Source organism: Amycolatopsis alkalitolerans, assembly GCF_006152065.1.
Classification (GTDB): Bacteria; Actinomycetota; Actinomycetes; order Mycobacteriales; family Pseudonocardiaceae; genus Amycolatopsis_E; species Amycolatopsis_E alkalitolerans.
In genome coordinates, this window is sequence record NZ_VDFW01000001.1 from 210608 (window position 1) to 231237 (window position 20630).

General features: G+C 68.6%; 19 protein-coding genes, 1 tRNA gene and 1 pseudogene. 9 read left to right on the top strand and 12 right to left on the bottom strand.

What is annotated here, in order from left to right; all coding sequences use genetic code 11:
* Positions 1-1173 (top strand): epoxide hydrolase family protein, encoded by a 1173-nt coding sequence (locus tag FG385_RS00925; RefSeq protein ID WP_139094636.1) that lies wholly within the window; start codon positions 1-3, stop codon positions 1171-1173.
* Between the two features lie 33 nt (positions 1174-1206).
* Here FG385_RS00925 and FG385_RS00930 read toward each other — a convergent pair whose 3' ends face one another.
* Complete coding sequence (locus FG385_RS00930; RefSeq protein ID WP_139094637.1) at positions 1207-2679, bottom strand: S10 family peptidase; 1473 nt, start codon at positions 2677-2679, stop codon at positions 1207-1209.
* Between FG385_RS00930 and FG385_RS00935 the strand changes: the two genes are divergently transcribed.
* From FG385_RS00935 to FG385_RS00945, 3 genes are all read left to right on the top strand, one after another.
* Positions 2678-3400: a uracil-DNA glycosylase gene (locus tag FG385_RS00935; RefSeq protein WP_139094638.1), complete on the top strand. Its 723-nt coding sequence runs from the start codon at positions 2678-2680 to the stop codon at positions 3398-3400. The genes FG385_RS00930 and FG385_RS00935 overlap by 2 nt on opposite strands.
* Positions 3401-3538: 138 nt before the next feature.
* Positions 3539-4864, top strand: coding sequence for an NAD(P)/FAD-dependent oxidoreductase (locus FG385_RS00940; protein WP_139094639.1), 1326 nt, complete (start codon positions 3539-3541; stop codon positions 4862-4864).
* 30 nt (positions 4865-4894) lie between these two features.
* A tRNA-Leu gene (locus FG385_RS00945) sits at positions 4895-4968 on the top strand.
* A gap of 154 nt (positions 4969-5122) precedes the next feature.
* On the opposite strand, the gene FG385_RS34595 is transcribed toward FG385_RS00945, so the two are convergent.
* Positions 5123-5659 (bottom strand): LysR substrate-binding domain-containing protein, encoded by a 537-nt coding sequence (locus FG385_RS34595; protein WP_235022295.1) that lies wholly within the window; start codon positions 5657-5659, stop codon positions 5123-5125.
* Here FG385_RS34595 and FG385_RS34600 point away from each other — a divergent pair.
* The 4 genes and pseudogenes from FG385_RS34600 to FG385_RS00970 all read left to right on the top strand — a co-directional run bounded on the left by FG385_RS34600 (position 5649) and on the right by FG385_RS00970 (position 7717).
* Positions 5649-5984 carry a hypothetical protein gene (locus FG385_RS34600; protein WP_139094640.1) on the top strand — a complete coding sequence of 112 codons (336 nt, stop codon included), beginning with the start codon at positions 5649-5651 and terminating at the stop codon, positions 5982-5984. The genes FG385_RS34595 and FG385_RS34600 overlap by 11 nt on opposite strands.
* A gap of 14 nt (positions 5985-5998) precedes the next feature.
* Positions 5999-6525 (top strand): annotated as a pseudogene (locus tag FG385_RS00960) (ISL3 family transposase); the annotation flags it as partial.
* A 606-nt stretch (positions 6526-7131) separates the two neighbouring features.
* Positions 7132-7455 (top strand): DUF6247 family protein, encoded by a 324-nt coding sequence (locus tag FG385_RS00965; protein WP_139094641.1) that lies wholly within the window; start codon positions 7132-7134, stop codon positions 7453-7455.
* 22 nt (positions 7456-7477) lie between these two features.
* Entirely contained in the window at positions 7478-7717 is a 240-nt protein-coding gene (locus FG385_RS00970; RefSeq protein ID WP_235022296.1) for a hypothetical protein, read from the top strand.
* 467 nt (positions 7718-8184) lie between these two features.
* Here FG385_RS00970 and FG385_RS00975 read toward each other — a convergent pair whose 3' ends face one another.
* On the bottom strand, positions 8185-8571 hold the full coding sequence (locus tag FG385_RS00975) for a hypothetical protein (RefSeq protein WP_139094643.1): 387 nt from the start codon (positions 8569-8571) through the stop codon (positions 8185-8187).
* A 380-nt stretch (positions 8572-8951) separates the two neighbouring features.
* Here FG385_RS00975 and FG385_RS00980 point away from each other — a divergent pair, with 380 nt between their 5' ends.
* Positions 8952-9740: a prepilin peptidase gene (locus FG385_RS00980; RefSeq protein ID WP_139094644.1), complete on the top strand. Its 789-nt coding sequence runs from the start codon at positions 8952-8954 to the stop codon at positions 9738-9740.
* Position 9741: 1 nt separating this feature from the next.
* On the opposite strand, the gene FG385_RS00985 is transcribed toward FG385_RS00980, so the two are convergent.
* From FG385_RS00985 to FG385_RS01025, 9 genes are all read right to left on the bottom strand, one after another.
* The gene (locus FG385_RS00985; RefSeq protein WP_139094645.1) at positions 9742-11298 is read right to left on the bottom strand and encodes a hypothetical protein; all 1557 of its coding nucleotides are present in this window, start codon (positions 11296-11298) and stop codon (positions 9742-9744) included.
* The gene (locus FG385_RS00990) at positions 11295-11900 is read right to left on the bottom strand and encodes a PulJ/GspJ family protein (protein ID WP_139094646.1); all 606 of its coding nucleotides are present in this window, start codon (positions 11898-11900) and stop codon (positions 11295-11297) included. The genes FG385_RS00985 and FG385_RS00990 overlap by 4 nt, the downstream gene beginning before the upstream one ends.
* Entirely contained in the window at positions 11891-12331 is a 441-nt protein-coding gene (locus tag FG385_RS00995) for a PulJ/GspJ family protein (protein WP_139094647.1), read from the bottom strand. The genes FG385_RS00990 and FG385_RS00995 overlap by 10 nt, the downstream gene beginning before the upstream one ends.
* Complete coding sequence (locus tag FG385_RS01000) at positions 12331-13536, bottom strand: type II secretion system F family protein (protein WP_139094648.1); 1206 nt, start codon at positions 13534-13536, stop codon at positions 12331-12333. Before FG385_RS01000 ends, FG385_RS00995 begins: the two co-directional genes overlap by 1 nt.
* Before the next feature lies 1 nt (position 13537).
* Positions 13538-15295: a GspE/PulE family protein gene (locus tag FG385_RS01005; RefSeq protein WP_235022297.1), complete on the bottom strand. Its 1758-nt coding sequence runs from the start codon at positions 15293-15295 to the stop codon at positions 13538-13540.
* Positions 15292-16401 (bottom strand): type IV pilus twitching motility protein PilT, encoded by a 1110-nt coding sequence (locus FG385_RS01010; RefSeq protein ID WP_139094649.1) that lies wholly within the window; start codon positions 16399-16401, stop codon positions 15292-15294. Before FG385_RS01010 ends, FG385_RS01005 begins: the two co-directional genes overlap by 4 nt.
* Before the next feature lie 5 nt (positions 16402-16406).
* Complete coding sequence (locus FG385_RS01015; protein ID WP_139094650.1) at positions 16407-16754, bottom strand: type II secretion system protein; 348 nt, start codon at positions 16752-16754, stop codon at positions 16407-16409.
* Positions 16755-16955: 201 nt separating this feature from the next.
* Positions 16956-19682 carry a sensor domain-containing protein gene (locus FG385_RS01020; RefSeq protein WP_139094836.1) on the bottom strand — a complete coding sequence of 909 codons (2727 nt, stop codon included), beginning with the start codon at positions 19680-19682 and terminating at the stop codon, positions 16956-16958.
* Entirely contained in the window at positions 19565-20500 is a 936-nt protein-coding gene (locus FG385_RS01025; RefSeq protein ID WP_139094651.1) for a sigma-70 family RNA polymerase sigma factor, read from the bottom strand. The genes FG385_RS01020 and FG385_RS01025 overlap by 118 nt, the downstream gene beginning before the upstream one ends.
* Positions 20501-20630: the final 130 nt, after the last annotated feature.

Sequence of the window (20630 nt, forward strand, 5' to 3'; positions counted from 1 at the left end):
ATGTCCCGTCCAGCCACCGACGTGCACGCATGTGAAACCCACGCACCTGACGCTGACCTCGACGATCTGCGCGCGCGATTGGCCGCGGCGCGGCTACCGGAGGCCGAGACGGTCTATCGCGCCGCGCCCGACCCTCGCCGATGGGACCAGGGCGTTCCTCTGGCCGACCTCGTCGATGTCGTGAACTACTGGCGCACCCGGTACGACTGGCGGTCGTTCGAAGCGCGCCTCAACCGGATCGGCCAGTTCCGCACGACCATCGATGATCTGGGAATCCACTTCCTGCACCGCCGGTCCGCGCGCGCGGACGCCACTCCGCTGATCTTGACGCACGGCTGGCCGGACAGCGTTGCCCGGTTCGTCGATGTGGTAGACGAGCTGGCAGATCCGAACGATGCGGACGCGCCGGCGTTCCACGTCGTGGTCCCGTCGCTACCGGGCTTTGGTTACAGCGACAAGCCGGCCACCACCGGGTGGGGAACCGAAAAGATCGCGGCCGCGTGGGTGGAACTGATGGGAAGGCTCGGCTACCGCAAGTTTGCAGCCCACGGCGGCGACTGGGGAGGCAATATCACCACGGTTCTCGGCGGCAGGTTCCCGGCACACGTTCTCGGCATCCACACGACGTTCGCGGAGGGACCGCCCGGGTTGACCACGGACGGGCTGACGGCGGTCGAGCGCACGTGGGCCGAGGAAACCCGCGATTTCTGGCGCCACCGCGCGGCGTACGCGAAGCAGCAGGCGACCCGGCCGCAGACCATCGGCTACTCGCTCGTCGACTCACCGGTCGGGCTTCTTGCCTGGATCCTCGACAAGCTCGCCGAGTGGTCCGATACCGAAGACAGCCCGTTCGAGACGATTTCCCGGGACCGTGTTCTCGACGACGTCACCCTGTATTGGCTGACGCGGACCGGCGCATCGTCGGCCCGCATCTACTACGAAAGCCACAACTCGCTCGATCCCGAACTTCGGGTCGACGTCCCCTCAGCAATCAGCATGTATCCCCGCGACGTCGAGAAGTGTCCGCGCCCCTGGGCGCAGCAGCGGTACCGGCAGATCGTCCGATGGACGTCACCCGAAACCGGCGGGCATTTCCCGTCGCTGGAGGTTCCCGAGTATTTCGTCAAAGACCTACAAGAAGGGCTCGCGGCGGTGCTGGCCGCTAATCGGTGAACGCGACCCGGCACTCGGTCGTGTCCTCCCCGGCTACCGGTTGCTGCTGGCCGCGATGAACGCGCCGAGATCCTTCGACTGCTGAACGCGTGAGGGCTCGTGCACGTACATCATGTGTCCGGCCGGGTAGTACGCCGACTCGACGTTTTCGCGCAGTTCTTCGGGGATCTGCAGGCGTGCCAGCACATGTTCGGCCGCGTAGTACGGCGTGGCGCCGTCGTAGTAGCCGAGCGCCACGTGCACCTTCAAATGCGGATTCGCCCGCATCGCCGCGCTGAGCCCGTCGACCACGGACACGGCGCGGCCTTCGAAGTCCGAATAGGACCAATCGCGCACGACGTCCATCGACAGGATCTCGTACGGCAGGTCGTTCTCGTATTCGAGTTCGCTGCGCACGTAGTGGTTGAACGCGGCCGAGTAGGCGCCGATGATCCGCGAGATCGACGCGTCGTCGCTCATCTGCTCGCGGCCGCCGTCCGGCTCCCAGGTAGTGAACCGGCCGTCCATGCGTCCTGTCGTCAGACCGCGATCCCGCAGGAGCTCCGTGAAGAACCGGACGTGCTCGATACGAAGATTCACCCTGTCCACATAGGACTCTTCGAGTCCGGTGAGCGAAGCCAGCGTCTGCACGGCGGCGGTGCGTTCCTCCGGCGACAGGCGGGCACCGCGTTCCAGCGCGTACGGCAGTTCTCGCGCGGCGAACTCCTCGGCGTCGGCGAGGACGTCGTCGAGCGGGCGGTCGCCATGGCGCCCGTGATAGTGCGCGATGGCGGCATACGTCGGGACGTACAGCGGATACGGCTTGTCGTTGCCCTCTGTGAAGCGGATAGTGCCCATGTCGAGCACGCTGCTGATGAGCATGAGGCCGTTGAGGTACAGCCCGTGCCGCTCCTGCAGGTGCGCGGCCAGCGCCGCGGCGCGCAGCGTGCCGTAGGACTCGCCGGCCACGAACTTCGGCGAAAGCCAGCGCCCGTTGCGTGAGGTCCACAGGCGGATGACCTCGCCGACGGATTCGATGTCCGGGGTGAAACCGAGGTGGTCCTTGGGTTTCTCACCGTTCGCCGCCCGCGAGTACCCGGTCGCGACCGGGTCGATGAACACCAGATCGCTGTGCACGAGCAGGGTTTCGGGGTTGTCGACCAGGCGGTACGGCGGCGGTTCGGGCGAGTCGACGTCACCGGAGACGACCCGCCGCGGCCCGAGCAGGCCCAGGTGCAGCCAGATGCTCGCCGACCCCGGGCCGCCGTTGAACGCGAACGTGACCGGGCGGGAACCGGGCTCGGCGTCATCGAGGGTGTACGAGGTGAGGAACACCTCGGCCTTGGGCCGGTGGCCCTCGAACTTGCCGTCGGTGAGCACCTCCTTGCGCACGACGATGCGGCCGGTGCGCACGGTGTACGCGAGCTTGCGGCGTTTGACGGTGAGCGTGTGCTGGGTGGTGACCAGCTCGTCGCTCGGCTCGGGCGCCTTCTTGTCCGTGGTCTCCTCTTCGGGGGTGTCGGGCATGACGTCAACATACTGTGGAGGGGTGACAAAGCTCAGGCCCGACACGATCGAGCGGCTCGACGAGGAGATCGCGGAATGCCGCCGCTGCCCGCGTCTGGTGGCGTGGCGGGAAGAAGTCGCCAGGACGAAGCGGGCGGCCTACGCGAACGAGACATACTGGGGCCGCCCCGTGCCGGGCATCGGCCCGGCCGACGCTTCGCTGGCGATCATCGGACTGGCGCCCGCGGCGCACGGCGGCAACCGCACCGGCCGGATGTTCACCGGCGATCGCTCCGGGGATGTGCTGTTCCAGGCGCTCTACGACGTCGGACTGGCGTCGCAGCCCACGTCCAGCCATCGCGGCGACGGGCTCGAACTGTACGGCACGCGGATCACCGCGCCCGTGCACTGCGCGCCGCCGGCCAACAAGCCGACGCCGGCGGAGCGCGATACCTGCCGGTCCTGGCTGGTGCGGGAACTGGAACTGCTGAGGCCGCGCCTGCGCGCGATCGTCGTGCTCGGCGCGTTCGGCTGGCAGGCGCTGCTGCCGGTGCTCGCGCAGGGGTGGACGCTGCCGAAACCGCTGCCGAAGTTCGGGCACGGGGTGGAGGTCGTGCTGGACGATCTGCACCTGCTGGGCTGCTATCACGTGTCGCAGCAGAACACCTTCACGGGCCGCCTGACGCCCGCGATGCTGCGGGAGGTCCTCGCTCGCGGCGCCGAGCTGGCCGGACTCGGCTGACTGACGCGTTGCGCGAGCACCCTGTCGGCGGCCACGCTGTGAAACCGATCTGAATCGTTTCGTGCTGGGACGGCGACCCCGGTCACAGCTGGTCGGGGTACACGAGCATCGTGCCGGGGAAAGTGGGAGGATGCCGGTATGGCCGCAGTGAAGTCGGAACCGACCCGGATCTTGATCTTGGGCGGTGGTTACGTCGGGCTCTACACCGCGTTGGGGCTGCAGAAGAAGCTTCGCGCCAATGAAGCGTCCGTCACCATCGTGGACCCCCAGCCCCACATGACGTACCAGCCGTTCCTTCCGGAGGCCGCGGCGGGCGCCATCGAACCCCGGCACGTGGTCGTGCCGTTGCGGCGGGTGCTCAAGCGCTGCCACGTGCTGACCGCGCGGGTCACCAAGATCGAGCACGAGCGCAAGTCCGTCACCGTCGAGGCCGCGGACGGGCATATCGAGCAGCTGAACTACGACGTGCTCGTGGTCGCGCTCGGGGCGGTCGCGCGGCTGCTGCCGATTCCCGGTCTCGCCGAGCAGGGCATCGCCATCAAGACCATCGGTGAGGCCATCTACCTGCGCAACCACGTGCTGACCAAGCTCGACGAGGCGGCCAGCACACTGGACCCGGAGCTGCGCAAGCGCCTGCTGACGTTCACTGTCGTCGGCGGGGGGTTCGCGGGTATCGAGGCGCTGGCCGAACTCGAGGACATGACGCGCTTCGCGACGCGGTACTACGAGAACATCGACCCGTCCGACATCCGCTGGGTCCTGGTCGAGGCGGCCGGCCGGATCCTGCCGGAGGTGCGCGAGACGCTCGGTGTGTGGACGGTCGAGCAGCTGGAAAAGCGCGGCATCGAGGTGTTCCTGTCCACCGCGGCGAAGTCGTTCGAGGACGGGCACGTCGTGCTGTCCGACGGCACCGAGTTCGACAGCGACACGATCATCTGGACCGCCGGGGTGAAGGCCAACCCGGTGCTCGCCACCTCCGATCTGCCGGTCGACAAGCGCGGCCGCCTCGAGGCGACGGCGTCGCTGCAGGTCGTCGGGCATCCGGATGTCTGGACAGCCGGTGACAACGCGGCCGTGCCGGACCTCGCCCGCACCGAGCAGGACCCGACGGCCACCACGCCGCCGAACGCCCAGCACGCGGTCCGCCAGGCGCGCGTCCTCGCGGCGAACATGATCCGCGTGCTGCGGGGCGGGCAGCCGAAGGACTACTACCACAAGAACCTCGGCGCGGTCGCCGGACTGGGCCTGCACAAGGGTGTGGCGGACACGCTGAACGTGAAGGTCAAGGGCTTCCCGGCGTGGGTGTTCCACCGCGCCTACCACCTCAAGGCGATGCCGACGTTCAACCGGAAGACCCGGATCCTGCTGGACTGGCTGCTGGGCGGCCTGTTCCGGCGTGAGGTCGTCTCGCTGGGGCAGATCAACAACCCGAAGGAAGAGTTCGCCAGGGCGTCCAAGTCCTGAGCGGCCGGGGCACCGCATATGCTGAGCGGTGCCCCCGTAGCCCAATCGGCAGAGGCAGTCGACTTAAAATCGATCAAGTGCGGGTTCGAGTCCCGTCGGGGGCACGCTCTTGCTGGTCAGTGGGTGGGGCTGAGGGCGCTCAAGATCGTCAGGTCCATTTAGGCCCCACGTTGCCGGCTCATCACAGATGAGGGTGGACTGGGAACTTTGACACGGCGACGGCGTCGCAGCTGCCCACCAGAGTTGCAGCAGCTCTAACTAGTGGCCGTGGCGCGCCCAGGACGGGCGCCATCTGTCGCTGCTTTGTCGGCCAGCGAAGTCGGCTTTGAGGAAGGCGAGCAGCTCGGCTAGATCGGGTTGCCGGTTGTTGGTACGCCAGATGACCCAAAGCGGGAAGACCGGTGTGGGGTCGACGATCGGGATGCGTCGAAGGTCGTAGTGCGCGGGCCAGAGATAGCGGGAGCCTTCGCCGACGAGGTTCGCGAGCGTCGCCGAATCGGCGATCTCGGTCATCAGCACCTCGGCCCCGAACGCAGGGCCCAGGACGTCGAGGGTGATCCCGAACGTGGCGCCGACCTCGGCGTAGTAGGCCGCGACCTCGTCCCCGCTGGGCAGCCCTGGCATCCAGATCGGGTGATCGGCGAGCTGGCGTGGGGTCACAGACGGAGCATCTGCAAGCGGGTGCTTCGGGCCGACCAGCAGCTCGTGGCGGTCCTCGATGACCAGGGCGCTGGAGAGTCCCGTGCCTGAGAGTTGCCTCCTCGGGTCGGTCAGGCCGCGGAACGTGGCGTCCATCGAGTTCGGCGTCATCATCGCGATGAGCCTGTTCAACCCCGTGGTAGCCACCTTCCGGCTCAAGCACATCGAACACGAGCGACTCTCACGCACGCTGTCGGCGTGGCAGATCAGCAGCAGCCTCGCCACAGCCTTCCTCACGCTCGCCTGGGGCGTCCTGGCAGCGCTGACGTCGACGAGGATCGCGATCGGGCTCGCCGGCCTTCTGCTGCTTGCCACGCCTCTGCTCCTGCTCCGGGCTGCGACATCGCGCGACAGCGCCCCTGTGCGCACCGTGGCACGTGGCGAGCGCCGGACGAGGCCGCTCATCACTGAGGAGATGTGACCGCCCGCCATACGGTGGCGGGTTTCGCGTGCCCTGACCTGACCACGTTCTGCCGACTCGACGAGCTCGGTCTCGAAGCCATAGGACAGCGTCTCGAGTTAGACCGCGCGGTGATCACGTGCCGGGTCGTCAAGTCCGATCAGTGGTGCCGTCGCTGCGGCGGTGAAGGCGTCCCGCGTGACAGCGTCGTCCGTCGGTTGGCGCACGAACCGCTGGGCTGGCGCGCGACCATGCTGGAGATCATCGTGCGTCGCTACAGATGCACCGATTGCAAGCACGTCTGGCGTCAGGACACCACGCTGGCGGCGAGCCGCGAGCGAAGTTGTCGCGCCGCGGGCTGCGGTGGGCGCTGGAAGCGATCGTGGTCCAGCACCTGACCGTCGCCCGGGTCGCCGAAGGCCTCGGGGTCGCGTGGAACACCGCCAACGACGCCGGCATGGCCGAAGGCAAGCGGCTGCTGATCGATGACTAGCGCCGGTTCGACGGCGTCACCGCGATCGGGGTTGATGAGCACGTGTGGCGTCACACCCGCCGTGGCGACAACCCGTGGAAGCTTCCGCTGCAGATCAGGTCGCGTAGTCATGCTCCGCTGCTGGCCCTGCTGGACCCGAAATAAGGTCAAGGGGTCGCGATATCAGGTCAGCATTGACTCTTCGGGATGTAGCCCTGCTGGCAGCCGTACTCGTGCTGGAGATCGCCGGACGTCTTTCCGCGGCCGGGACCGCCTGGATCGAGATAGCCTTGGTATTCGTGGCACTGCGGGTTGAATTTGCCCGCAGTGACCGCTCTTTGACCGCAACCCGGACCATTGGCTCCTGGGGTTGACCGTGTCGTCGTCGGACGCATTGAAGATTTGGTGGGCGGCCGGGTGGTCGGTGCAGGTGTGCTCGTTGACGTGGGCGGGGAGATCGTCGACGTCGAGGCTGGGGTCGATGAATGGGCCGGTGCAGCGGGCGGCTGGCTGGGCGCGGACGGGCTCTGCGCGCCGCATGCCGCCAGTGCGACGCTGAGGACGCCCACTAGCAGCGCGAATACAGCCCCGGACCTCATGCATTGTGGGTCGCCACGCTCAAGGTGCCTGTTATCGTGCGTCCCCGCTCTCGCCTAAATCGTAATGATCGAGTCCGCGGCGGGTTATCGTATGGGCATGACTGCCGCAGCGTCTCACCATGGTGCACCGGGGCCGGAGCGATTCGACTCGCCGCGGGACATCCGAACGGCTCTGTTGCCCGAGGAGGCTCCGGCGTTCGATGCGGCTTACCAGCGGGCTCTGCGGGAGGCGTCGGAGACGTTGAGCCTGGAGACGCTGCAGTCGATGTTGGCCAACTGGCGGCGGATCGCGCGGATGACGCAGGCCGATCCGGTCGCCCATCGCAGGATGTTGCAGCAGGCCGAGCGGACGCGGCGAACCGGGCAGCCGCCGGAAGACGCGGTCGAGTGGGAGCAGCTGCGCACGGAGCTGGGCGTCTGACCCTCTCGTGGTATATCGCATCGTGACGGACCCTCAGGTCCGTGCGCAGATCCGTGCCCTTCCGGCTGAAGTGCTGCCCTTGCTCGCCGACGCGATGGGCGTGCTCCAGCTGACCCCGTGGAACGGCCGGCCATACAACGAAGCCGACCCGGACGGCTGGATGCGGCAGCTCGACTTCGCCGACGACCGCGGGTTCATCACCTACCTCGTGCTCGACGACCAAGACCGGGTCGACGTGCTCAACGTGACCTGGTTCGGGTAGCGGGCCGAACAACATCAACTGCCCCACTTTTGCCCCACAATTGGTGTCAGCCGACGGCGACTGACCGTGCCGGTTGCGTGTTTGCGTTCGTTATTTGACCAGCTAGCGACAGGTGTCGCTAGGCATGGACAAACGTCGCGCAAGATCGGCTGGGAATCGATTCAGGGCGGGTTCGAGTCCCGTCGGGGGCACGCGCAAACCACCACCAGCGCCGGACTGCCGCGGGTCTTGAAGCCGTCACGATCGCGATGGGGCGTAGGCCAGTGTGCCGCCACGGGTGTATTCACATTCCACCCGCGTCGGCCTGCCCGGGCCATTCGGCAGGGGCTGGTGCGAACCGGATTCGCCGATTCGCGCGGTGCGTGGTGCCGGTTATCGCCGCGTCCGTCCCTGAGGTCTCATCCGCGCGGCCGGGACACGGTCACTGGTGGCGGCCCTCACAACGCCACCAGTGACCTGCCCCTGGCTCAGCTGACCCCCGCAGCCGGAGCGCAGGGAACCTCGTCCAGGGCGTCGGCCAGGTGCCGGGCCAGGTTGTTGACCAGCTGGATCAGCTGGGGCGTCGGCAGTGCGGCGACCATGCCCCGCAGGATCTGGAGTTTGGCCACCAGCCAGAAGTAGGTGGACGCCAGCGCGGGCGGCAGGACGGGCGGGTACTGCTGCAGCAGCGCGATGACGTGTGCCAGCTCGATGTTGACGAGCGCGGGGTCGGTCGTGGTGGACAGGTCGTACAGCGCCGACTGCAGCGCGTCCACTGTGGAGCACAACAGGGTCGTCTGCGTCGCTTCGGCCCGGGCGGCCTCCGAGTGCGCGGGTGTCGATGCCTCGGCGACGCCGGCCGTTCCGCCGATCATGCCGGCAGCCACCAGAGTGCCGACCACGGCACTTCGAACAGGGTTGCTGAACAAGGGGATCACCTTTCGAGAATCTGTCGGATGCCCCACGGGGGACGGAGCGCCGTTCGTCCCGCTACTCGCGGGGTCCGGGGGGCGTAGCAGATTGCCGAAGCGGTGACGGGCGGCCGTCCCGATGGGCAGAGGCAGCTTCCACCAATCGGATTTTCGCTGTCAACCTGAGACGATGGAAAATCCGGGGAAAGTCGGCAACTGGGCACTTTCGCGTGAATTACCGAACTTTTTCCAGGCGGGCGCGCGCGGTTTTCGGGCTCTGTTAAGACGATCGGGTGGCGTGCGGTTGTGCTCGACCGGCCGACGATAATGGGAAACTGGACGCGATGACCGTCCTTTTGCTACTCGTATCGGTGGCGGGGCTTGTCACCGGCTCCTTCCTCACCGTGGTGGTCCACCGCCTCCCCCGGGGAGAATCGCTGATCACCCCACCCTCGCGCTGCCCAGCGTGCGGCCACCGGATCCGTGCGCGGCACAACGTGCCCGTCCTGGGCTGGCTGCTGCGCAGGGGCCGATGTGCCGACTGCGGCGCGCCGATCGCCGCTCGCTACCCGGTCATCGAGCTGGGTACGGGCCTGTCCTTTCTCGTGGTCACGGCGAAAATGACCGGTATCGGGCTGACCTCGGCACTACCCGCGTACCTCTACCTCACCGCGGTCTCGATCGCGCTGGTCGCGATCGACCTCGAGCACCGGCGCCTGCCGAACGCGCTCGTGATTCCGTCCTGTGTGGTCATGGCCGTGCTGCTGGCGGTCTGCTCGGCCTACCGGGGCGCGTGGTGGCCGCTCGGGCGTGGCCTGGTCGGCGGGGCCCTGCTGTGCGCGGCCTTCTGGCTCATCGCGGTGCTGTTCCCCCATGCCATGGGGTTCGGGGATGTCCGGCTGGCCGGGCTCCTCGGCGGCGCGCTCACGTACCTGTCGTGGGCGGCGCTGGTGGTCGGTGCGCTCGCGGGCTTCGCGTTCGGTGCGCTGTTCGGCGTGGTGCTGTTGGCCACCGGGCGTGGTGATCGGAAGACGGCGGTGCCGTTCGCGCCGTTCATGGTCGCCGGCGCGTATCTCGGCACCTTCGCGGGCGACGCGATCGCCGTCTGGTACTCGGGGCTGTTCGGCGTGTGAGTCAGGACGCCAAGGCCCAGCTCAGCACGTTCACGACGCGGGGTGGCTGCGCGGATACGCGCACCTTCACCCGCAGCCGCGGGGTGCCCGTGCTGTCGCACGTGCTCGCCGCTCGGCACAGGTAGACCGTGAGGTACATGATGTTGGGCGCGGGGATGGGGCTGGCCGCCTGGTCCGGCACGTCGATCAGGGCGAGTGAAAGGTTGGCGCTGCCGGTGGTGCCGATGTACAGGGTCCGCGCGATCAGGCCCCACCTGAACACCTGATTGGTGCTGTTGTTGAGGTTCACGGTCAGCTGGGCGCGGGGAGCGTAGGTGGTGCCCTGGATGGTCAGGGTGGTGTTGGGGGACTGGTCGGTGCTGATGAGGGAGCAGCGGGGCGTCGCGGGCGGCAGCGTGGTGATGCACCCGCTCTGCGCGCTGACCGGGAAGGGACCGCCGAGCGCGGTCTTGAGGCCGTAGACCGCGATCGGTGGTCCCGACGGGCTTTTCGACGCGCAGATGGCGATCTGGCCGCCGGGGCTGCCCTGATGGCTCAGCGCGAGCTGGCTGTCGCCGCCGAAGACGAACTGCACGCCGCTCGTCGTGGTGGCCGACGTGCTGCCGGGCAGGACACAGGCGCCCGGCATCTGGGCGGGCGTCGGTGTCGTGTCCAGCGGGATGGTGGGTGTCCCGGCGATCAGGTAGGTCCGGTCGACATTCCACACATGGCTTCCCGCGTCGTTGAAGTCGAAGTAGTAGGTACCGGGCATGAAGTACACGATGCCCGTCGCGCAGCCGGTCATCAGGTTGAGCGCGGTCGCACTGGTGAACCGGCCCGGAGTCACGGTCTGGTACTGCGCGCCCGGTGGGCACGCGCCGATCGTGCCGTCACCGGGTGCGTCCGCAGGCGGGTCGTAGGACGCGCCGTGCGGGGTGAGCAGGCCCGGGTCGGTGCCGCGCGGGTCGGCCGCGGTGTAGTTGCACGTGGTGTAGGCCGCCGGCTGGATCAGGTTCTGGTTGACGCACGCGCCGCGCGCGAGGTTGTAGGCCGCGGTCGGCGGGTTGTCGTAGGTGTTGGTGATGCCCCCGGCGGCGGCGTTGATGGTGGAGTTCGAGAACACCCCGCCCCGGATCTTGATCGGGCCGGCGTTGGCGCCGACGTAGATGCCGTCCTCACCGCCGGTCCCGGTGCCCAGTGTGAGCGCCGCGCTGCCGGGGCTCGCGTTCGCGGACGTGGCACCGCTGCTCGCGCCGTTGCCGGCTGACGGGGCGCAGGACACATAAGCCGAGGCGGGAGCGGATCCGTCGGCGCCGGGGTAGAAGCTCGGCAGCACCATCGCGCTCGGGCTCGTCACGCAGGATCCCGGGATGCCGTTGAACGTGTCGGTGCGCAGCGCGTTGATCGCGATCTGCGCCGCGCCGTCGGCGCCGTAGGTGTCCGCGGCCTGGGCGCGCATCGCTTCCGTGGTGCGGGTGCTCGTGAACGTCAAGGCGATCACCGAGGTCACGACGAGGCTCACGACGGTGACGATGATCAGCGCGAAGATCAGGCTGGCGCCGCGGTCGTTCCGGCTCAAGACTGCCTCCGTTGCCCGGTGAGCGTGACGGTGTAGGGCGTGACCCGGTTCGTCGGCGCCCGGAAGGTGACGGTCATGGACACCGCGTCCGGCGCACCCGAGCATGGCGAGGAGCAGGTGACCACCGGTGGTGCGGCCGGGTAGAGATCGCGCGCCAGCGTCATCGCGGACTGTGGGGCGGCCGAGCCGGCGCACACGAGCCGGCGCAGCTGCGTGTGGTCGGCCGAAACCACGTAGGCGACCCGGGTCTGGACCGCCGTGGCGCCGGCGGGGTAGTCGTCCCACGCGAACCGGACGACCGGGGTGGTGCCACTCGCCCCGCACGGGTAGGGCCAGCCGGCGTCGCCGGTGGTGTCGATCGACGGCTGCGTGGCGTACGGGCTCGCGCTCGCGCGGACGCCGACGCTCGCGACGTCGCGGGCGAAGTAGGCAGCGGACAGCTGTGCGTCGGTCGATTCGGTCAGCCGCGCGGCGGTCTGGTCCGACGTGCGCAGGAAGACGAGCACGACCTGGGTGAGCGGGACCGTGATGATCCCGAGGATCGTGATCGCGAGCAGCAGTTCCACCAGGGTGAACCCGCCGTCGCGGCCGTTCAGCCGCATACCGTGCCGGTCCCGCAGGGGTTGCGTACCACCAGGGCCATCCGTTCCGTCGCCCGTCCGTCCACACTGGACACCATGAGCGTCAGCCGCTGCACCCCGAGATCGCCGGAAGTGCTGCAGGTGCCGGGAAAACCTGAACCGTTCCAGAAGCTCACCGAGGTGATCCGCGGGGTGGTGAACCCCGCGGGCGGGGCGAACCCGGCGCCGTAGCCCGGGGTGCAGCTGGCCTGGTAGCCGCCGACGCGGACCGAGGTCTCGATCGTCTCGGCGTAGTCGCGGATCGTCGCCCCGGCCGTGGCCGCCTTCCGGTGCGCGTCGGAGCTGATGACAGCGGTCGTCAGCCCGCCGACCAGCGCCACCCCGGCCAGGCCCAGGATCGCCACCGAGACGAGCAGTTCGAGCAGCGTTTCTCCGCGGTCTCCCGCCGCCATCACGTCTTCACCTGGTTGAACACGCCGTACATCGCCGAGACCAGCGCGACGGCGACGAAACCGACGATCGCACCCATCACGATGATCACGACCGGCTCGAAAAGAGCGATCAGCTTCTTGAGCTTGTGGTCCAGTTCCCCTTCGTAATAGCGGGCGGTGACCACCAGTTGCGCGTCGAGCGTGCCGGTGTCCTCACCGACCCGGATCATCTGGATCGCCGTCGACGGGAACAGCGCGGTGCCGGCGAGCGGCCGCGCGAGGCCCTCGCCCTCCAGCACGGACTCCCGCGCCCGGTCCAGGGAACGCTGGAACACCCTGTTGGGCAACGAATCCGTGGCCACCCGCAGCGCCTCCGGCAACACGACACCGGCGTTGACCATCGAGGACAGCAAGCGGCAGAAGCGTTCCACGAGCGCGTACCGGATCGTGCTGCCCACCGCCGGTATCGCGAGGAGCAGCCGGTCGCGGCCGTAGCGGCCGGCGCGGGTGCGGGTGACGAGGAACCCCAGCAGCAGCAAGACACCCAGGCCGCCCAGCAGCGCCCACCACCAGTGGCCGACGAAACCGGTCACCGCCAGCAGGACGCGCGTCGCCAGCGGGAGCTTGGCGTGCAGGCTGTCGAAGAACACCCGGAACCGCGGCATCACGAACCCGGCCAGGATGACCACGGTGCCGACGGCCATGACCGCGACGACAGCCGGGTAGATCGCCGCGGAGCGGATCCTGCGCCGGGCCGTCAGATCTCGTTCGAGGTACGCGGCGAGCCGCTCGAGCACGATGTCGAGCTCACCGCTCAGCTCCGCGGACCGGATGATCCCGCGGTAGTACTCGGGAAATATCCGGGGATGCCGCGCTAGGCAGTCCGAAAGCGTGTCCCCGGCGCGCAGCCCGTCCTCGACGTCGGTCAGCATCCGGCGCACCGAAGAGTTGCGGGCGTCGGTGCGCAGCGCGCGCACCGCGCTGGTCACCGGCAGGCCGGCGCGCACGAATGCGCCGAGCTGCCGCGACAGGTGCATCACCTCTTCCCGCTTGACCCGGGGTGCCAGGATCTCGGCCTGCAGCGGATTGCGCTTCTGGGTGATCCGGATGTCACTCAGATCGCGGTCGTAGAGGGCCAGCTCGACTTCCTCACGGCTGGTGGCCCGTTCGACACCACTGGCGGTGGTGCCGTCGGGCGCGGTGGCCACGTAGGCGAAGCGCGCCATGTCAGCTCCCCGTCACATAGATCGAGCGCATCGCCTCGGCAAGGCTGGTCACGCCGGTTTCGACGAGTCGTGCCGCTTCGTCCTGCAGCGACCGCATGCCGTGATAGCGGGCGATCTTGCGGATTTCGGTGTAGGTGGCCCGTTCGACGATCAGCTCACGGACCGCGTCGCCGACCGGCAGCAGCTCGTAGACACCGATCCGGTCGAGGTACCCGGTCTGCGAACAGAAGTTGCAGCCGGCACCACGGACGAACCCGTCGGCGGGCACCTTTCCTTCGATGGCGGCGAGGAACGACAGCTCGTCGCTGGTCGGCTGGTACGTCTCGCGGCAGTAGGTGCAGACGCGCCGGACGAGCCGCTGCGCGAGCACCGCCGTGATCGCCGAGGCGACGAGGAACGTTTCGATCCCCATGTCCAGCAACCGGTGCAAGGCGGAGGCGGCGTCCGCGGCGTGCAATGAGGACAGTACGAAGTGACCTGTCAGCGCGGACTGGACGGCAATCCGCGCTGTCTCCACGTCCCGGACCTCACCGACGAGGATGACGTCCGGGTCCTGGCGCAGGATCGACCGCAGCCCGTTCGCGAACGTGATCCCGGCCTGCTCGTTGATCTGGATCTGGTTGATCGCGGGAAAGGTGTACTCGACCGGGTCCTCGATCGTCATGATGTTGCGGTCGGGACTGTTGATCTCGTTGAGCGAGCTGTACAGGGTCGTGGTCTTGCCGCTGCCGGTCGGCCCGGCGCAGATGACCATGCCGTACGGGGAGCGCAGCAGTCCGGTGTAACGGGTGACGGTGTTCTCGGGCATGCCCAGCTCTCGCAGGTGGAACAGCGGGCGGCTCTTGTCCAGCAGCCGCAGCACGACCTTCTCGCCACCGACGACCGCGGTCGAGGCCACCCGGATGTCCACCGCGCGGCCCTCGATGGTCAGGCTGATCTGCCCGTCCTGCGGGCGGCGCCGCTCCACGATGTTCATCGCGGCGAGCACCTTGATCCGGCTGACGATGGACGGGCCCATCGACCCCGGGAGGTCGAGCACGTCGTGCAGCGCCCCGTCGATGCGGTAGCGAACCCGGATGCGTTCGGACTGCGGTTCGATGTGCACGTCGGACGCCCGGTCGCGCAGGGCCTGAGTGATGATCAGGTGCACGACCTGCACCACCGGCGCGTCCTCGCTCGCGGTCACCGCGTCGGTTGCGGCTGCGCCCTTGCGTGCCATGTCACGGGCTTCGAAGGCCTTCACCCGGGACCTGATGCCGGACAGCGCGCGGTAGGCGGCGCCGATGACGAACGCGATATCCGATGGCGGCGCGACCGCCAGCGCGAGCGGCCTGCCGATCGCCTCCTGCAGCCGGGCCAGCACATCCGCGGCCGGATCCGCCACCGCGACCACCACGGTGCCGTCCCGCACGGACAGCGGAATCGCGGTCAGTTCGCTGGCCTGGTTGTACGACAGCAGCTTCGTCGCCTCCGCGTCCGGGCGTACCGCCCGCAGGTCGACCACGTCGAGCCCGTACTGCCGGGCAAGCACCCACGCGAGGTCCCGTTCGTCGAGCACCCCGAGCTCGATCAGCCGCTCGCCAAGGCGCTTACCAGGGCTGCGCTGTGCCTCGTCGACCGCGGCGCGCACCTGCTCCGGCGTCGCCAGCTTCGCCTCGACCAGGAGCTCGCCGAGACGGCCACGGCGGCCCGGGACCGGCTTCGTCTGGGGCGGCGGCATTTCGGCCGGTTCGCCGGGCTCGCCGCGGCGGCGGATCACGCCTTCACCCCCCGCCGGACCCGGGGATCCTCCGCGAGATCCTTCGGGTAGAGGCTCCGGGTGACGGCGTCCTCATAGCTGATCTGGCCGGTGCGCACCAGCGCCGACAGCGAGCGTTCGAAGGTGATCATCCCGTCCTTCTGCCCGGTCACCAGGGAGTTGCGCAGCTGATGCGTCTTGCCCTCCTTGACGAGGTTGCGGACCGCGGACGTCGCGACGAGCACCTCGAAGGCCGCGACCAGGCCCTGCCCCTGGCGCGGGATCAGGCGCTGGTAGACGATCCCGGTCAGCGCGGCGGCCAACTGCGTGCGTATCTGTGCCTGCTGGTCGCCGGGGAAGGCGTCGATGATCCGAGCCAGCGCCTGCGCCGTGTCGTTGGTGTGCAGGGTGGCGAACACCAGGTGCCCGGTTTCGGCGATCGTGAGGGCGAACCGGATGCTCTCCAGGTCCCGCATCTCGCCGACCAGCAGCACGTCGGGGTCTTCCCGCAGCACCGAGCGCAACGCGGTGAGGAAGGAGTCGGTATCGGTGCCGACTTCGCGCTGGTCCACCACGGCGCGCTGGTGCTGGTGCACGTACTCGATGGGATCCTCGATCGTCACGATGTGGCAGGCGCGCTCGCTGTTGATCTGGTTGAGCACCGCCGCCAGCGTGGTCGACTTGCCCGATCCGGTCGGACCGGTGACCAGCACCAGCCCGTGGTGCCGCCGGGCGAACTCGTACAGCACCGGCGGCAGCCCGAGATCGCTCATCGTCGGGACTTCCCGCGGGATCATCCGGAACGCCGCCGCCGGACTGCTTCGCTGGCTGAACGCGTTGCCGCGGATCCGCGCGGTGTCCCGCCAGCTGAAGGCGAAGTCGTACTCGTTGGCGGCCCGCCAAGCTGGCAGCTGCTCGGGCCGGAGCACCTCGGCGAGCAGTGCTTCGATATCCGCCGGGCTGAGCGCCGTTTCCCTTGGCACGGCGAGAAGTTCGCCGTTGACGCGGATCTGTGGCGGCAGCCCGGCGGTGAGCAGCAGGTCCGTGCCGCGCCGCTCCCACAGGATCGCCAGCAGCCCGTCGACCCGGCTGGCCGCGGGGGAGGGCGGCACCACGGTGGGCTCCATGCCGGCTAGCAACCGGAATCGCTGGCGTAGCCGATCGTGTAGCTCGTCGCCGGCGTGCCCACGGTGTAGGCGACGTCCTTGGGCGCCGGTGGGTTGAGGAACTTGTTCTCCCCGGTCGTGAGCGTGTCGAGATCGGGCGGGTAGACGTTGTTCTTGGCGAAATAGGCCTCGACCGCGGTGGTCGCCGTGTTCAGGTCCGCCTGGCAGGCGGCCTTCTTGCCGCGGTCGGTGACGCCGACGATCGAGAAGACCACGATGGCGGCGAGAATGCCGAGGATCGCGATCACGATCAGCAGCTCGATGAGAGTGAAGCCGCTGTCGGACCGGGGTGTGGCTTGACGGCGTTGCAGCATCAGGCACCTCTTCCGAAGAGGCGGGTGTCCGGGCACCCGGCTAGTTTGACCATCCGGGGGCACGGGATGCGACAAGATGTCACGGCCGTTTCGCGGCGGCTTGCCCACCGCGGTGTGAACCCACTTTCTGCCCGGCGATTCCCTGGCGCAAGACGGAAAAGTCCGCGAGATCATGGAAACACCCGAACGTGTGGCGGGCGGTCAGGCGGCGGGCGGCAGCCAGGTCCTGGTCGACTCGGGACGGCCGAAGTAGAAGCCCTGCGCCTGATCGCAGCCGAGCCGGAGCAGGATCTCGGCCTGGCTCGCCGTTTCCACTCCTTCGGCGACGACCAGCAGACCGATCGCGTGCGCCATCGCGATGATGCCGCCCACTATTCCTTCGGTCTCAGGGGAGTGGCCGAGTGTCGCCACGAAGGACTGATCCACCTTCAGCACGTCGAGCGGTAACCGCTGCAGCTGGGCGAGTGAGGCGTACCCGGTGCCGAAGTCGTCGATGGCGAGTGTGACGCCGAGGCCGCGCAACGCGCGCAGTTTCGCCGCCGCACCAACCGGATCACGCATCAGCGTGGTCTCGGTGATCTCCAGGCACAGTGCGCTCGCGGGCAGGTCGGCGCTGCGCAGGGCGTGTTGCACGGTGACCAGCAGGTCCGGATCGTCGAGCTGGCGGGCGGAGAGGTTCACCGCGAGGTGCAGGTCGTTGCCCTGCCGCCGCCGCTCGGCCATGTCCCGCGTGGTCGTGCGGAGTGTCTGGATGCCGATCTTGTTGATCAGATCGCTCTCCTCGGCGAGCGGGATGAACTCGACGGGGGAGATGACGCCGAGCACCGGCTGGTTCCAGCGGAGCAGGGCTTCCACACCGACGGTCTTTCCCGTCGCCAGCTCGACCACCGGCTGGTAGGCGACCCACAGCTCCTCGTTGTGCACCGCCTGCCGCAGGTCCTGTTCCAGGCGCAGGCGGCGCTGCAGGCGTTCGCGCAGTGCGACGTCGAAGAACTCGAAGCGGCCCGGTCCGTTCGTCTTGGCCTGGTACATCGCCACATCCGCGTCCCGGATCAGATCCTCCGCGCTGCGCGTGTCGCCGCGACCGGCCACCACGATGCCGATGCTCGCGTCGATATGCAGTTCCCGGCCGGTGAGGCTGATCGGCGCGGCGAGACTGTCTCGCAGCCGCCTTGCCAGCGCCGCGGTTTCCTTCACCTCGCGGACGTGGAAGTCGACCACGGCGAACTCGTCGCCGCCGAGGCGGCCGACCAGGTCACCACGGCGCACCACACCGCTGAGCCGCTGGCCCACGACCCGGAGCACCTCGTCGCCGATACCGTGGCCGAGCGAGTCGTTGATGACCTTGAACTTGTCCAGGTCCACGAACAGGACGGTGATCGAGTCGTACCGCTTCTCCGCTCGCATCGCGTCTTCGAGCCGGCGGACGACCATGCGGCGGTTGGCGAGTCCGGTGAGCGCGTCGTGGGTCGCGTCGTACAGCAGGCGTTCGCTGATCTCGCGCCGTTCGGTGATGTCATTGAACGACGCGACGACCGCGTACGGCGGACCGTCGTCGGGGTCCAGTGGACGGCAGCTCACCGACAGCCACACTTCGGGGCTGCTGCGCGGTTTCGCCCGCACCGTCCTGGCGTTCTGCGGTTGCCCGGTCAGCCTGGTGATGTTCATCGGGCTCTCGGTCTCCGGGATGACCTTGCCGGTCTCGTCGTAGAGCTCGAACGGCTCCGGTCGCTTGCCGACGCCCTGGTCGGCGAGCACCTTGAGGATTCGTGAGGTGGCGGGGTTCACCGCCTCGACGGCACCCTGCTTGCTCAGCACCACCACGCCTTCCTCGAGCGAGGCTACGACCGAGGTGAAGTACTGTTCGGCGCGCCGCCGTGCCGTCTCGTCGGTGCACACGAGGACATAGCCGTCGTCCATCTCCGCCGCGGAGATGCGCAGGTGGCGAAGCTCTCCGTCGTTGATCCGGTGCATGGTCACCATGACGCCGCCCGGGTGCGTCACCGCGCCGGCCTCGAGCCGCACCCCCGTCAGGTCCTCGATCGTCCCGCCGAAGGCCATATCCGCGGAGACGCCGAAGATGGACTCCGCGGCCGGGTTGAAGCTCGTCACCTGCCAGTTCGCGTCTGTCGCGATGATCGCGTCGCTGACGTGCGCGACGAGCGCGGCCTGGTACCGCGTCGCGGCTTCGGCGGCGCGCTGCGTCGTGACGTCCCGCATGATCACCTGGAACGCCGGCCTGCCCTCCCAGGTGGTGCGCACCGAAACCGACTCGATCGTCACCGTGCCACCGTCGACCCGGCGCAGCACCGCCTCGGTGGGTTCGGAGCTGGCACCCGGTTCGGTGAGCGACCGGATCCGCGCCATCAGCGCGGAGAGGTCGTCCGCGTGCACGAAATCCACAATGGACCTGCCGACCACCTCGGCGGCGCTGCGCGCGCCCACGAACCGCACCGCGGCCGGGTTGACGTAGACGATGTCGCCGTCCTGATGGACGACGATGCCGTCGGGGCTGAGCTCCACCAGCAAGCGGTAGCGGTTGGTGAGATCGCTCAGCGCGCGCTGGGACTCCGCCTGTGCCGACACGTCCGTCGCCACCCCCACCAGCCCGGCGCCACCGCCGCAGCTGAACCGGCGGGCGCGGAAATGCGTCCAGCGAGTCCCGCCGCCGGGTTCGTCGAACCGCCGGACGAACTCCAGCTCCTGCTCGGCGGGAGCGGTTCGGGCCTCGTCGGTCAGCGGCTGGACGGCCTCGCGCAGGCGTGCGCTGATCGTCTCCTCGTCGGCTCCCGCGACGGCCAGCAGCTCGGCTATTCCGGGCGTCCAGGCGGCGGTACCGGTGGCGAGATCCAGCCGCCATCCGGAACCGGCGCCTTCGGACAGCGCGAGGTGCGTGACGAGGTCGGCGTCCAGGTTCGTGCCGGCGATGAGGCTGCCGGTATCGCCGACTTCGATACCCACGTTCTTCTCCGATCAGTGACAGCCGGGTACGTGGTCTTGATCGGCGGCGGATCCGGCCCGTTAAGGCAACGGGTGTCGACTGATCGGGTGTTTTCGGACCCGGGACCGTCGCACAGCGTGGCCCGGAGCCGGTCGATCGCGTTGGCGCAAAGCTGCGAAACGCGCGGCCGGCTGATGGAAAGCTCGGCGGCGAGCTCGGACTTGGGCCGTTCGTGCAGGAGACACTCGACCACGATCCTGCGGTTGCGTGGCGGCAGCCGGGCGATGGCCTCCCGCAGGCCGCGGATCCGTTCCTCGTGCAAGGCGATCTCTTCCGGCCCCGGCGCCTCGTCGGGCAGGAGGTTGGCCGCCAGGTCCGCGGTGAAGTCCTCGAGTCGCACTGACGTCGCCTGGTGCACTTCGTGCAGGGCGGCGTCCATCTCGATCAGGGGCAGGTTGAGATAGTGCGCGAGTTCGCGCGCCTTCGGTGTCCTGCCGAGCAGCGCGGTGAGCGACTCGCGGCCTGCGTTCACCTGGCGCGCCAGGCGCCTCGCCATTCGGCTGGCGCCGTCGAGGGCCCGCAGCTCGTCGAGCATCGCTCCCCGCACCCGGGCGGCCGCGAACCGAGCGAACGGCACGCCCCGGTCGCGTTCGTAGGCGTGGGCCGAGGACACCAGCGCGAGCAGCGCGACGGAGGTCAGGTCGTCCCGGTCGACGTGGCGGGGTATCCGGGCGGTCAGTTCGGCGACCATGTGGTGCACCCACGGCAGGTGGGCCCGGATGAGGTCTTCGGCCTCGGAATCCATCGTGGCCGGTCATCGTGCGGACAGCTCGAGGAAAGCCGCGGCGATCTCGGCTTCACGAGGCATGGTGCCTCCTTTCGCGGCAGACATCCGTAGTGTGGCGAGATTTCGCTGCGAAGATTTTTCTAGCTCC